A 13,960-nucleotide genomic window follows, 5' to 3' on the forward strand; every position below is an offset into this window, starting at 1 on the left:
GTCGATTTTATTGATGTTCTGTTTTCAGTTTGCAAAGGTAATGCTTTTTCTTGTTTCCGTATACCTTTTTGTAATAATATTTGTGACGTTTAATATCTTTTTGTAGTCTATTGTTGATAAATGTTATGAATATTGTTCTTTGCGCCTGCTGTATTTTATGCTTTCATCCATTTGGCAAGGCGCTGCATCGCCTCCTCGCAGTCTTCGCGCTCGCCGAAGGAAGTGAATCTGACGAAGCCCTCTCCGCTCGGTCCGAAGCCGACACCGGGAGTGCATACTATCTGTGCTCCGTAGAGCAGCTGCTCAAAGAATTTCCAGCTGTCCACACCGTCGGGAGTCTTCACCCACAGGTATGGAGCGTTCACTCCGCCATATACTCTGAAGCCGAGCTTCTTCAGTGCGTCGTACATCAGTCTGGCGTTGCCCATATAATAGTCAATCACCGCCTTGGTCTGCTCCTTTCCCTCAGGAGAGTATATCGCCTCGGCAGCCCGTTGGCTGATATAGCTTGTGCCGTTGAACTTGGTGCATTGTCTGCGGAACCAGAGCGTGTTCAGGGCGATGCGCTCCTTGCCGTCGATGGTCACGGCGGTGAGTTCCTTCGGTATCACGGTGTATCCGCAGCGCACTCCGGTGAAGCCGGCCGTCTTTGAATAGCTGTGGAATTCTATCGCCACCTTGCGCGCTCCCTTTATCTCATAGATGGAGTGGGGGATGTGAGGTTCCGTGATGTATGCCTCGTATGCGGCATCGTAGAGAATCAGTGTGTCGTTCTTCAGAGCGTAGTTCACCCATTTCTTGAGTTCCTCCTTTGTTATCACCGTGCCCGTAGGGTTGTTGGGATAGCAGAGGTATATCATGTCTACGCGATGGTCGGGAATCTGCGGCACGAAGTCGTTGGTCTCCAGGCATGGCATATAGGTGACGTTGCTCCACTTGCCGTTTTCGAGCACTCCCGCCCTGCCGCACATCACGTTGGAGTCGATGTATACCGGATATATAGGGTCGGTCACTCCCAGACTGTTGTCCCATCTCACCAGTTCGCCGATGTTTCCAGTGTCGCTCTTCGCTCCGTCGTTTACGAACACCTCGCTCGGGTCGAGACGGATGCCTCGCGGCAGGAAGTCGTTTTTCACTATCGCCTCGCGGAGCCACAGATAGCCCTGCTCCGGTCCGTATCCATGGAATGTCTCCTTGTGGGCCATGTCGTCAACTGCCTTGTGCATGGCGTCGATGACGGCAGGCACAAGCGGACGCGTCACGTCGCCGATGCCGAGGCTGATGACTCTGGCCTTGGGATTAGCCACCTTGTAGGCATTCACCTTCTTGGCGATGTCGGCAAAAAGGTAGTTCTTCTGAAGTTTCAGGTAATGTTCGTTTACTAATGCCATATTGAAATTCTTTTTATTTGTTGTAAGTGTCGTTGTTGTTTGTTATGTGAGCGTTGTCGCTTGTTGTAAGTGTCGTTGTCGTTTCCTCTTTCATCTGTGTCTCTGTCTGCCGGCAGGTCATTCTCCGATTTCCCCGTCGAAGACGATTTCCGCCGGTCCGGTCATATATACATGGTTGTCAGTTGTTCGCCATTCAATCTGCAGCGTGCCGCCGTCCATGCGGATTTCGCTCCGGCGCGATGCCCGTCCGGTGAGTGCCGCCGCCACCGCCGTGGCACAAGCCCCTGTGCCGCAAGCCATCGTTATGCCGCTGCCGCGTTCCCACACACGGGTGCGGATGGCTCCGTCGGACAATATCTGTGCGAACTCGATGTTGCAGCGCTCAGGGAAATTGCTGTCGCGCTCCATCACGGCACCGTATCTTGCGATGTCTATCGTGTCGATGTCGTTGAGGAAAGTCACGAAGTGTGGATTTCCCATACATACGAAAGTTCCCTCAAACCGTCTGCCCTCAGCCAAGAGTATGCCCCCGCTGAGATCGGCATACTGCCGGTGGTTCTCCGTCAGCGGTTCGAGCATGTCAACGGTGACGCTCTCCACAGTCTTTCCCTCGCTGTCGAGATGCAGCATCAGCGTCTTTATGCCGGAGAGGTTTTCCAGTTTTATCTCCGTCTTGTCGGTGAGTCCACGCTCATAGAGATATTTCCCGATGCAGCGCGATGCGTTTCCGCACATCATCGCCTCAGACCCGTCGGCATTGAAAATCCTCATTCTGTAGTCGGCAGCGTCGGTGGTGGGTCGGCAGATGAGCACCAGTCCGTCGCCTCCGATACCCTTGTGGCGGTCGCTCCATCTTACGGAAGCCGAATTGGGGTCGTTTACATCATATAATAATGTGTTGACGTATATGTAGTCATTGCCAGCACCGTGCATCTTGGTGAAATGAATCTTCTTGTCTGACATCTTGCGTTTTGTTTGTTGTTAGGTTTAATCCCCCAATCGGTCATTATACCGTTTTGGTATCTCTAATGACCGATTTAGGCTTAATTTGTTTGCTTCGGCTGCAAATGTACAACAAATTGATTTATGTTGCTGCAAATACCGATACATTTTTGCGTATTTTTTTAATCTAAATAACGAATTGTAAGAGTTTGAGGACAGAAAAATGCTTTCCGTTATTGTAATGATGTTTTTCACTTATAGGTTTTCCGGATGTCGCCACGTAGATAATAGCCTGTTGGCGGAATTTATTTAATTTGGTCGATATGAGTAAAAGTTGCCCATATCGCTGATTTTCAGTAAAACCAAGAATTGTCGAAAAACTGTCAGATTGTCTGGTTTTTGGTTGTAACATTCTGACAAACAGATAGTTGACTGCCTGGCGATTATCAGCCGATTGTCTGGATGGTTTGCTGATGAAAGGAATTGTCAGGTGTGAGGAATTATCAGGTGTGAGGAATTGTCAGATGAAAGGAATGTCAGCTGTGAGTAATTCAGACTGCAGGAATGGCATGCGCTGGCAGAATCCTGAAATCAGGAATATGAGTATTACAACATCAGCTTATTGGGCAGACGCCTGACATCAAATCTGCCCAACAGGGGCAAGCACGTTGCCCATGATGGGCAAGCACGTTACCCCAGTTGGGCAAGCAGCGTGCCCAATTTTAGCCCGAATCCGTCATTAGAATTAAGAAATTAGTTCCGCCAACGGGTAGATAATACGATAGTCGCAATGCCGACCGGTAAGGTGCAACATTGCGACTATATCTTCTCCAATTATGAGATGACGTTTCTCAGGTTTCCTTGTCAATACGGCTGCTTCTTGAAATTCATATCAGAGGAGTCATAAAAGCAGGCAACATTAATACATTGCCATCCTTATGCAGGTCTTTTGTGTATAACAGGTATGGTTGGCTGATTCTGTCGGAGTATTTCTTGCAGAAGGCATCCAGGGAAGCGTGAGTCTTATAGCCCGATGACTTCACTTCTATAGGACAGAGTTTGTTGCCTCTCGACAAGAGGAAATCCACTTCGTATGAATGAGTCTCGTCTTTAGGGAATGTATAGTAGAACAATTTGTTGCCTGACGCCCTGAGCATCTGGGCTATCAGGTTCTCATATACATATCCAAGATTGGCGGTGAGTTTGTCGTTGAGCAATTTCTGGTATATTATGTTCTCCGTAAAATCCTTGTCCCAGAATGCCAGTGTTATGAACAGTCCTGTGTCACCGATATATAGTTTGTATTTGCCGAAATCAGCAGTTAGCGGCATACCGACATTAGGGTCGTCGGCATGATATGCCACGTTTACAGTCTTGCTGTCTTCCAGACAAAGAATCATTTCGTCGATCTTGCTGCTTCCCACATTGCCTACCACCGTAGTGGGTTGGTAACGCAGCAGATTGCGGCTTAGTTGGGAAGGAATCGCCATGAATAACTTGGATATTCTACCTGTGGCGTCGATTTTGCGGAAATCATCCGCATATAGCTGGATGATTTGGCGTTTTACCATGTCAACCTGCTGCAGGTTGTTGGACTCTATGTATGCGTTGATGGCCTGTGGCATACCTCCCACCAGCATATACAGTCTCAAGTCGCGCATCATCTGGCGGTTCAGACTGTCGCCTAATACCATCTTCTTTTCCAGAAATTTCTGTGTCATAGGCATCGTGGTGTCATCGCCCATCGCCCATCTGAATTCTTCATAATCCATGGGGAACATTTCGAGTCTGTGTTCCTCGCTGGGGATGCTGATGTCTTTTGTGTTCTTTCTGATGCTGATGAGCGACCCGGTTTCTATATAGTCATACCTGCCGTCTTTGACAAGGTATTTTATTGCTTGGCGAGCTTTGGGGCATTGCTGGACTTCATCGAAGATGATAACAGACTCCCTCTCATACAGTGTGGTTTTGTAGACATTCTGGAGATACAGAAAGATATAGTCCATATCCATCAAGTCGTCAAACAGGTCTTTGACTCCTTTTGAGGCTTCGTTGAAATCAATAAGAATATAAGAACGGTATTCCTTCTGTCCGAACTCTTCAACGACGGTTGATTTGCCGATACGTCTTGCTCCCTCTAACAGCAATGCGCTCTTGCCATTTGAGTTCTCCTTCCATTCTTTAAGTTTGCTGTAGATCTTGCGCTTGAATATTCTTTCCGACATATACTTGTTTTTGATGCAAATATACAGGAAAATCGCCTGATACCAAAATTTATTTCTCGATTTTATAGCCTGACACCGAAATCTTTTTCGTATTTTTATAGCCTGATACCGAAATCTTTTCTTTGATTTTATAGCCTAATACCAAAATCTTTTTCGTGTTTTTATAGCTTGACACCGAAATCTTTTTCTTTGATTTTATGGTCTGACACTATATAGGTATGTTACATTCTTCACTCAAATTGCACCAAGTTGTTATCTTACCGCCACTAAATTCATGAAATGCTTGAAGAATACAAAAATAATGACTACATTAGCGGTCTGTTATTTAAATAAAATCAGAAATGCAAGACTTCAAGTATTATGCACCAACCGAAGTGGTGTTCGGAAAGGATGCCGAAGAGCATCTCGTGGAAATGATAAACAAGTATGGCGGCAAGAAAGTGCTCGTACACTACGGCGGCCATAGCGCTGAGCGGTCAGGACTGCTCGCCTCAGTGCGCGAAAAGCTCAATGCCGCAGGAATAGCGTTCGTGGAACTGGGCGGCGTGAAGCCCAACCCGCGCCTCACACTCGTTCACGAAGGAATAGAACTCTGCCGCAAGGAGAATGTTGACTTCATACTCGCCGTAGGCGGCGGTAGCGTGATAGACTCGTCGAAGGCTATCGGATACGGAGTGAAATACGACGGTGACGTGTGGGACATCTACGCAAGGAAATATGTACCCACGGAGATGCTCCCCGTGGGAGTGATTCTGACCATACCGGCAGCAGGAAGCGAGATGAGTGACTCGAGCGTGATAACGAAAGAAGACGGCGACCTGAAGATTGGATACTCCAATAATATCTGCCGACCGAAATTCGCAATCATGAACCCGGTGCGCACATTCACACTGCCTCCATATCAGACAGCATGCGGAGCCACCGACATCATGATGCACACCATGGAGAGATACTTCGGAAAGGTGGATGACATGACACTGATAGACAATATCGCCGAGGCGCTCATGAGAACGGTGAAAGACAGCGTGTTCCATGTGCTCAAGAATCCGGAAGACTACCGTAACCGCGCTTGCATAATGTGGGCGTCGAGTCTGGGACACAACGACCTGACAGGCGACCGCTCTTATGCTGACTTCGCGACACACCAGATAGAGCACGAGCTGAGCGCCATGTTCGACGTGGCACACGGAGCCGGACTTGCCGCAGTATGGCCGTCGTGGGCGAGATACGTGATGGACGAGAATGTGTCGAGATTCGCACGCTTCGCAGTGAACGTGATGGGAGTGCCCAACGATTTCACCGACACCAAGGCTACGGCAATGGCTGGAGTTGAGGCTGTGGAGAAATTCTACAGGGCCATCGGTATGCCTACAAACATCCATGAACTGATAGGAAGAGAAATCACCGACGACGAGATAAAGGAGCTGGCGCGTAAATGCAGCCACGACGACGGACGCACCATCGGAGGATTCAAGAAACTCGACCGTCACGACATGGAGGAAATCTACAAGATGGCGAGATAAGCGCCAATCCTGTGGAGATGACGGATGATAGAAAGACGAAAACTATGCTTCCCTTCCCCCACGCCGCCACAACCGGCGTGGGGAAGGAGTCACATACTATATATTATAATAATAAGGTGTCTGTTGCTATAGACAGATATGATGCTGCAGGCAGATATGATATTACAGACAAATAAATACTATAGACAAATATATTATTGCAGGTAAATGTAAAACTATAGACTGATATAATGAAAAACAACAATTCCATTTTTGGCAAAGACGGCGTGAGCTATGTCTTGCCATTCGTGCTGATAACGTCGTGTTTCGCCCTATGGGGATTCGCTAACGACATCACGAACCCGATGGTGAAGGCTTTCTCGAAGATATTCCGCATGTCGGCAACAGACGGCGCGCTGGTGCAGGTGGCTTTCTATGGAGGATACTTCGCGATGGCATTCCCGGCAGCGATGTTCATACGGCGCTTTTCGTATAAGGCAGGAGTGATGCTCGGTCTCGCGCTCTATGCCCTGGGAGCCTTTCTCTTCTTCCCGGCAAAGATGACCGGGGAGTATGCCATGTTCCTGATGGCGTATTTCATACTCACTTGCGGACTGTCGTTTCTTGAGACATCATGCAGTCCGTATATCCTGACGATGGGACCGCAGGGGTCGGCTACGCGACGCCTGAACCTGGCGCAGTCGTTTAACCCTATGGGATCGCTGCTCGGCATGTATGTGGCGATGAACTTCATCCAGGCTAAGCTCAACCCGATGAGCACGGCAGAGAGGGCACGGCTCTCCGACCAGCAGTTTGAGGTGCTGAAGGATCACGACCTCTCAGTGCTCATAATGCCATATCTCGCCATCGGAGCGGTGATATTGGCGATGCTTCTCATAATAAGCATGGTGAAGATGCCGAAGAACGGAGACAACGACAAGTCGCTCAACGTCATCCCCACGCTGAAGCGCATCCTCCACATCCCGCACTACAGAGAGGGAGTGGTGGCACAGTTCTTCTACGTGGGAGTGCAGATAATGTGCTGGACCTTCATCATACAATACGGCACGCGGGTGTTTATGAACGAGGGGATGACGGAGATAGATGCAGAGGTGCTGTCGCAGCAGTATAATATCGTGGCGATGGTCATTTTCTGCTGTTCGCGGTTCGTGTGTACCTTCCTGCTGCGCTATCTCAATGCCGGACAGCTGCTTATGATACTTGCCATCGTGGGCGGATGCCTCGTGGCGGGAGTGATAATGCTGCAGAATGTGTGGGGAGTATACTGTCTCGTTGCAGTCAGCGCATGTATGTCGCTGATGTTCCCTACTATCTATGGCATAGCCCTCGAAGGACTCGGTGACGACGCCAAGTTCGGAGCGGCCGGTCTGATAATGGCAATCCTCGGAGGCAGCGTGATGCCGGCAATGCAGGCAAGCATCATCGACATGCACGAGGTGATGGGAATGCCGGCGGTGAATGTGTCGTTCGTGTTGCCTCTCGTTTGCTTTGTCGTGATATCCGTATACGGCTATCGCACGATGAGGAGGTCGAAATGAATTTCTTAACCCCAAAGCGGTCATCAAGACTTTGATTTGAATTAAACCCAAATCGGTCGTTAGGGCTTGCTTGGATTTTGTTTTTTAGAAGGATGGATTTTGTTTGGCTTTTAATGAGTAATAGCGGGCTATTGCGAATTAAAAACGGACAAAAGACGCCTTATAAAAAGCAAAGAACTGCAAGCAGTATTAAAATACTACATTGAACGGCCTAATGACCGTATTGGGTTAAAATAGTTTGATAACTGCTGAATTATTTGGCAGTTACGGGAATAATGACTACCTTTGCACCGCTTTTCGGCGTAATCGCTGGCAGGAAGAAGAGTGGCCTGTTATGTTGCGTTGGAACGATAAACAATTTTAAACAGTTAAATTACAATGGATTTAATTAAAGTTGCTGAGGAAGCATTTGCAATCGAGAAGCAGTATCCTGAGTTCAAGGCTGGTGACACCGTTACTGTAGCCTACAAAATTATCGAGGGTTCTAAGGAGCGTATCCAGCTCTACCGTGGTGTTGTTATCAAGATCAACGGTGAGGGTACAAAGAAGCGTTTCACTGTACGCAAGATGTCTGGAACTGTTGGTGTAGAGCGTATCTTCCCAATGGAGTCTCCAAACATCGCAAGCATCGAGCTTAACAAGGTTGGTAAGGTGCGTCGCGCTAAGCTGTACTACCTGCGCAAGCTCACTGGTAAGAAGGCTCGTATCGCTGAGAAGAGAGTTATCCTCAAGAAGTAATGACTCTTTGCTTGGTTCTAAAGAACAACGAAAAGTTATAAATGTGGCAGTCCGTTCAGATTGAATTGGCTGCCCATTTTTGTTTTGTTACCCCAATCTACCATTAAGACTTGCTTGGATTTCTGTATTTTACCGTCACTTGGAAGAGAGGGTTGGGATTAAACGGCATAATTGCCGTTTCGCATTTAATAATATGTCAATTGAAAAGGAAAGCATAACTACAGATATGAGAAACAAGAAAGAACTGTTGGAATATTATACGGACAGAATGACAGGACTGGATGAAGTCCTTCAGAGCCGCAAGGCAAAGGTGAAATATATCATAACGGCAGAGATTCTGTTGTTTGTCGTGGCTGTTGCCGTGGCGGTGGTATATCTGTGTGGATATGTATCAGTGGCAGTGTTCATTCCGGCTTTCTGTATCGCACTGGCTTCGTTTGTGGGCGTGAAGGTATTCGACAGACAGAATTCTGTAGCCATTGACAGGATGGAGGCGAGGATTGATGTCTACAGACAGAACATCCGCTATATGGAAGGCGACTTCTCACAATTTGACGATGGCAAGAGATATGAGAATCCATCCCATCAATATTCCTTCGATATGGACATATTCGGCAAGGGATCTTTGTATAACCGCCTTTGTCGTATTGTCACTACGGGTGGGGCAGACAGGCTTGCCGGGATTCTGGATAGTGCTGCATGCCGTACTGCTGCCGCAGACCGTTCTGTTGCTTCTCAAGACAAACCGTCGTCGCGTTGCGGAACATTTGTTCCTGCTCTTCCTTCAGAAATAGACAGAAGGCAGAAAGCTATATCGGAATTAGCAGAGATGGAGGAGTGGCGAACAGATTTCCTTTCAGCCGCCTATAAAGGAAATATCGACACCGGGGCTATACTAAAGGCGCTGCATGAGGCGAAAGAGGCAGGAATCCCTGAAGCGGCGTTGTCTCGGAAAGGGCTGACAATGGTGGCTTCTTCGATAGCGATATTCGTCGTGTTACTTATCCTCACGGTGTTCACGCCGCTCCCGGCCGACTTCGTTTGTCTGTGGACTGTTGCTCAGCTTGCCGTCAGCATCGGAGCATCGGCGAAGGCGATAAAGATGATTAGCAAAAGTGTGGAGAAAATAAGTGTCAGCACAAAACGGTTTGTCTCGTTGCTGCATATAATCACCGAGGCGCAATTCCGGGAGGAAGACAACAAGCTGGTGGCATCTGTCCTTAAAGGCAACAATGGGGCAGAGGCTCTCAATTCATTGAAGGAACTGAAGGCTATCCTCGATGCTCTCGACAGACGGGCAAATGTGCTTGGCCTTGTCATCTTCAATGCTTTGGGATATAGTGACTTCTTTCTCGTAAGGCGTTATCTGCGTTGGCAGCGGGATAATGTGGCTTCGTTTGAGAGGTGGGTTGATGCCGTGAGCCTGATGGATGCCATGGTGTCGATGGCGACAATGCGCTGTAACGAACCGCAGGCTGTCATGCCGGTGGTTACAGATTCTGAGGAGGTCGTTTTTGAGGCTAAAGGACTGTATCATCCTTTCCTCGGAGAGAAAGCGGTGAAAAATGATTTTACTATACAGGATAGTAATTATTATATCGTGACGGGTGCCAATATGGCGGGCAAAAGTACGTTCTTGAGGTCTATAGGAGTGAACTATATCCTCGCGATGTGTGGTATGCCGGTATTTGCAGAGAGCTTGCGTGTTTCGGTCTTCAATCTTTTCAGCAGTATGCGCACCAGTGATGACCTGACGCATGGCATCAGCTATTTCAATGCAGAACTGCTTCGTCTTCGTCAGCTTCTTGACAATGTGCGGCAGGCATCGCATACTCTCATCATTCTCGACGAGATACTGAAGGGCACAAACTCTCTTGACAAGCTCAACGGGTCACGTATGTTTCTTGAGGCGATTGCCAAACTGCCTGTCAGCGGCATCATTGCCACCCACGACCTGGAACTGTCGAAGATGGCAGATGAATATCCTGCCCGCTTCCATAACTTCTGTTTCGAGATAAAACTCTCCGATGCCATCACTTATACTTACAAGATTTCTCCCGGCGTGGCAAGAAACCAGAATGCCACATATCTCTTGAAGGGAATATTGAAAGAGAAATGATGAGTGGGGCTTCTGGTTCTTTTCTATTTATATAGGTTTTTCTAGACTATCTAGTTTTTCTAGACTTTCTAGACTATCTAGACCTTCTAGACTATCTAGATTTTCTAGTATTTCTAGCTGAAATAGACTGTTATTCCTTTTTCATCTCTTCGATTAGTGCTTTCAGCCTGCTGATTTCTTCTTGTTGTTTATAGTAGGATTTGAGGGCACGTTGACGGAGGTCTTCATACGATGATTTCCATTTCATCATTTCGGCGTTAGCCTTGGAAAGTTCGCTTTCAAGTTCAGGAAGGCGGGTTTCAAGCTCTTTAAGTCGTGTGTCTTGTTGTTGGCGGTAGCCGGTACGTGCTTTGTGCATTCGCTCCTTGATGCCGCCTTCGGTGATGAACTCTTGTTCGAGGCGCTTCATAAAAGACATCATCATCTTGTCTATCATGTGGCATAGAGTGAGTCCATAGTTGCACATCTGTTCATCATTCCATTTGTCAAAGAATGGTTCGTAGTCAGGAAGTCTGTTGTGATGGCGACAGTAGTCGAGCATCACGTTATACCGTTCTTCGCCGGCGATGTAATACTGTAGATGCCGTGATTTGAGATAGTCTTCGAAATCTTCACGTAATTCTTTTAGGGAGGCGCGTGCCACGTTGAGCAGTTTCATCTGCATCTCAGATGACGTTACACCGTCGGCAAGACCTTCTACAATGTTTTGCTTGCATGACCGTGCAGCCTGTATTATCTGGTCGCGAGTGCGGTCTTTATAAGGATGTATGAATCTGTTGCAAAAGGCAAATGACATCTGGTATACGATGTCTGCCTTCTGATAGAAGTACAGATCTTCCCAGTTCGTTTGTTTGCCAAGCACGTTGATTTTGTCATTTCCGGTGTCTGTCATAATATTCTGTTTTTTTACATTCAGTGAACAAAAACATTCCATTTTGCATTCAGTGAACAAAATTACCTAATATTTTTAATAATTCATAGCAAAAAGTTTGTTTATATTGAAATAGTGAATATCTTTGTTGCGAAATATTTATAAAAAGGAACGCTTTTTCAATTATTATTAACACATAAAAACAAAAAACTATGGGATTTACAGAATCAGTTAAGACAGTGTTTAGTAAGTTTGCCACATTCAGTGGCCGTGCATCACGATCAGAATTTTGGTGGTTCTATTTGTTTAATAGTCTGGCATGGCTTGTGTTCGGGATTATAGGTTCAGTACTCGGTAGCATTTTCGGCGGCGGTGATGCAGGAAGTGTATTGGCAGGATCGGGAATTGGACTTGTGTTGTCTTTAATTTACAGCTTGGTTGCCATTGTTCCGACTATTTCGGTTCTGGTGCGCCGTCTTCATGATACCGGCCGTTCAGGTTGGCACTATTGGTGGTGTCTGATTCCTATTGCCGGTCCCATCATCCTTCTGGTTTTCTTGGCATCACCAAGTGTGCCGATGGACAACCTTTACGGACCATGCCCTACAGATTGATTTAATTGCATATAAGACTATTGGTGATTTCAGTAAAGTGAAACAGAAAAGCATAATGACTGATACAGCTTTGATGGCAAATATGATATAAAAAATACCCGGAGCATCATATAGAATGTTCCGGGTATTTATTTAGATTTTTTCCTTTATTCAATTTTCCAGTCTCTATTCGGATTTCCTGTCTTTGTTTAGGTTTCCTGTATAGATTTCCTGTCTTTCTCAGGATTTCTTATTTTTTCTTCAGATTCTCAGTCTTTGTATATCAGCACCGTGGCATACGCACTTATGCCCTCTTCTCTGCCAGTGAAACCGAGTTTCTCTGTTGTTGTAGCTTTGATGGAGATGTCGTCAACATCGGCATTCATCACTGTGGCGAGACATTCCTTCATCTTTTCAACATGCGGATTTATCTTAGGGCGCTCGGCACAAACCGTGGCGTCAATGTTTCCGAGTCTGTATCCCTTTGTGGCAATCAGGTCGATGGTCTTCTTCAACAGTATCTTACTGTCTATGTCGAGAGTGTCAGCCGATGTGTCGGGAAAGTGATAACCGATGTCTCTCATGTTTGCCGCTCCGAGCAATGCGTCACAGATAGCATGTATCAGCACATCAGCATCGCTATGGCCAAGCAGACCGAGAGAGTGTGGAATCTTTATTCCGCCCAACCACAAATCACGTCCTTCAACGAGCTTGTGAACGTCAAAACCGAAGCCTACGCGTACCTTCATAACTTTTTACCATTTTAATTATCTTCTCTTGAACAAATCCTTCAGTCCGTCCATATCGAAGCCCAGAGTGAAGCGGAGAGTCTGGTCGAGAGGGTTGCTCTTTGCCGTAGCGATGACATAACCGCAGTCGAGAGTAAAGGCGCTCATGCGGAAGCCCGCACCGACAGTGAAGTATTTTCTGTTACCCTTGTTCTCTGACTCATGGTGGTAACCGGCGCGAACGCTGAACTTGTCGTTGTATACATATTCAGCACCGACACTCCAGTTTATCTCCTCAAGTTCCTCCTTGAAACCTCCAGGAGCGTCGCCGAAACTCTTGAACATACCGGAGATACTGCTCGTGTTGTAGTATTCATCCTCCACACGCTGCTGGTAGTCCTCTGTCGTTTCCCCCTCTTCCTGCTGAGGATAAGAAGGCACGAGCAGCTTGTTTGCGTCGGCAGATATCGTGAAGCGGTTAAATTCGTCGATCGGTACCATCAGGGCAGCACCCAATCTCATGTTTGTTGGAATAAACTCACTGTAGTCACTGCCGCCGAATGTTATCTTACTACCGATGTTGCTGATGTTCAGACCGATGCCGAGCTGACATTCGCGAGAACCGATGTTGATATAGTCGTTATAGTAGCAGGCGAGGTCGGCAGCGAAGGCGTTAGAAGCAGAGCGCTCCTCTGTAGAACTGTACTGCATGTCGGACATGAGAAAACGCACGCCGGCAGCGAGAGAGAATTTCTCGCTCAGCATCAGAGAATAAGCCACATCAAACGACATCTCGTATGGGTTGATGGTCTGTGCGTTTGATATGTCGCCCGTACCGTCGTAGTTCGTGTAAACCTCACCGAGAGAGAAATATCTCAATGATGCCGAAACGGCGCTATAGTCACCGATGCGGTAGTATCCGGCGAGATATGCGATGTCCATGTCGCTTACCAGTGAGCGCAGCCAAGGCGTGTAGTTCAGGGCAAGACCTGCACGGCTGATACAGAAAGGATATTTTGCCGGGTTCCAGTATTGGGAGTTCACGTCAGGGTCGGTGGCGGCACCCACGTCACCCATACCGGCAGCGCGTGCATCCGGTGCGATGGTCTGTGAAACGAGAGCCGTATGAATAGGGTTGAACATCTCGCGCTTGTCTTGAGCCTTGACGTTAGTTGCTATTACGGTGAGCAATACTGCCGCAATGATTCTTATTCTGTTCTTCATTTATATCTTGTCTTTTGTTTTTATTCTCGTTATGATGTATTGCGTGATGGTCCTCCATTCTTCAATGC

11 protein-coding genes are annotated in these 13,960 nt (G+C 47.3%); 5 read left to right on the plus strand and 6 right to left on the minus strand.

Annotation, left to right across the window (positions count from 1 at the left end; genetic code table 11):
• Positions 1-155 precede the first annotated feature (155 nt).
• The 3 genes from CCC32_RS02505 to CCC32_RS02515 form a co-directional block, all read right to left on the minus strand.
• The gene (locus CCC32_RS02505; RefSeq protein ID WP_022316643.1) at positions 156-1,391 is read right to left on the minus strand and encodes an LL-diaminopimelate aminotransferase; all 1,236 of its coding nucleotides are present in this window, start codon (positions 1,389-1,391) and stop codon (positions 156-158) included.
• A 117-nt stretch (positions 1,392-1,508) separates the two neighbouring features.
• A complete protein-coding gene (gene dapF / locus CCC32_RS02510) occupies positions 1,509-2,354 on the minus strand; it encodes a diaminopimelate epimerase (RefSeq protein WP_287072085.1) in 846 nt (281 codons plus the stop codon).
• Positions 2,355-3,220: 866 nt separating this feature from the next.
• Complete coding sequence (locus CCC32_RS02515; protein ID WP_287072087.1) at positions 3,221-4,558, minus strand: ATP-binding protein; 1,338 nt, start codon at positions 4,556-4,558, stop codon at positions 3,221-3,223.
• Positions 4,559-4,899: 341 nt separating this feature from the next.
• Between CCC32_RS02515 and CCC32_RS02520 the strand changes: the two genes are divergently transcribed.
• The 4 genes from CCC32_RS02520 to CCC32_RS02535 all read left to right on the plus strand — a co-directional run bounded on the left by CCC32_RS02520 (position 4,900) and on the right by CCC32_RS02535 (position 10,476).
• Positions 4,900-6,081 carry an iron-containing alcohol dehydrogenase gene (locus CCC32_RS02520; protein ID WP_044073039.1) on the plus strand — a complete coding sequence of 394 codons (1,182 nt, stop codon included), beginning with the start codon at positions 4,900-4,902 and terminating at the stop codon, positions 6,079-6,081.
• 230 nt (positions 6,082-6,311) lie between these two features.
• Positions 6,312-7,619, plus strand: a complete 1,308-nt coding sequence (gene fucP, locus CCC32_RS02525; protein WP_287072090.1) for an L-fucose:H+ symporter permease — start codon at positions 6,312-6,314, stop codon at positions 7,617-7,619.
• A gap of 378 nt (positions 7,620-7,997) precedes the next feature.
• Positions 7,998-8,357: a 50S ribosomal protein L19 gene (rplS, locus tag CCC32_RS02530; RefSeq protein ID WP_042520167.1), complete on the plus strand. Its 360-nt coding sequence runs from the start codon at positions 7,998-8,000 to the stop codon at positions 8,355-8,357.
• Between the two features lie 226 nt (positions 8,358-8,583).
• Complete coding sequence (locus CCC32_RS02535; RefSeq protein ID WP_287072096.1) at positions 8,584-10,476, plus strand: MutS-related protein; 1,893 nt, start codon at positions 8,584-8,586, stop codon at positions 10,474-10,476.
• 130 nt (positions 10,477-10,606) lie between these two features.
• Here the strand turns inward: CCC32_RS02535 and CCC32_RS02540 are convergent, their stop codons facing one another.
• Positions 10,607-11,368 (minus strand): four helix bundle suffix domain-containing protein, encoded by a 762-nt coding sequence (locus tag CCC32_RS02540; RefSeq protein WP_287072099.1) that lies wholly within the window; start codon positions 11,366-11,368, stop codon positions 10,607-10,609.
• A 191-nt stretch (positions 11,369-11,559) separates the two neighbouring features.
• Between CCC32_RS02540 and CCC32_RS02545 the strand changes: the two genes are divergently transcribed.
• A complete protein-coding gene (locus CCC32_RS02545; RefSeq protein ID WP_287072102.1) occupies positions 11,560-11,961 on the plus strand; it encodes a DUF805 domain-containing protein in 402 nt (133 codons plus the stop codon).
• Between the two features lie 248 nt (positions 11,962-12,209).
• On the opposite strand, the gene ispF is transcribed toward CCC32_RS02545, so the two are convergent.
• Complete coding sequence (ispF, locus tag CCC32_RS02550; RefSeq protein WP_044080734.1) at positions 12,210-12,689, minus strand: 2-C-methyl-D-erythritol 2,4-cyclodiphosphate synthase; 480 nt, start codon at positions 12,687-12,689, stop codon at positions 12,210-12,212.
• 18 nt (positions 12,690-12,707) lie between these two features.
• Positions 12,708-13,892 (minus strand): type IX secretion system outer membrane channel protein PorV, encoded by a 1,185-nt coding sequence (gene porV, locus CCC32_RS02555; RefSeq protein WP_022316632.1) that lies wholly within the window; start codon positions 13,890-13,892, stop codon positions 12,708-12,710.
• Positions 13,893-13,960: the final 68 nt, after the last annotated feature.

The organism is Prevotella sp. LMAG:51 (genome assembly GCF_008680225.1).
Taxonomy (GTDB): Bacteria; Bacteroidota; Bacteroidia; order Bacteroidales; family Bacteroidaceae; genus Prevotella; species Prevotella pectinovora.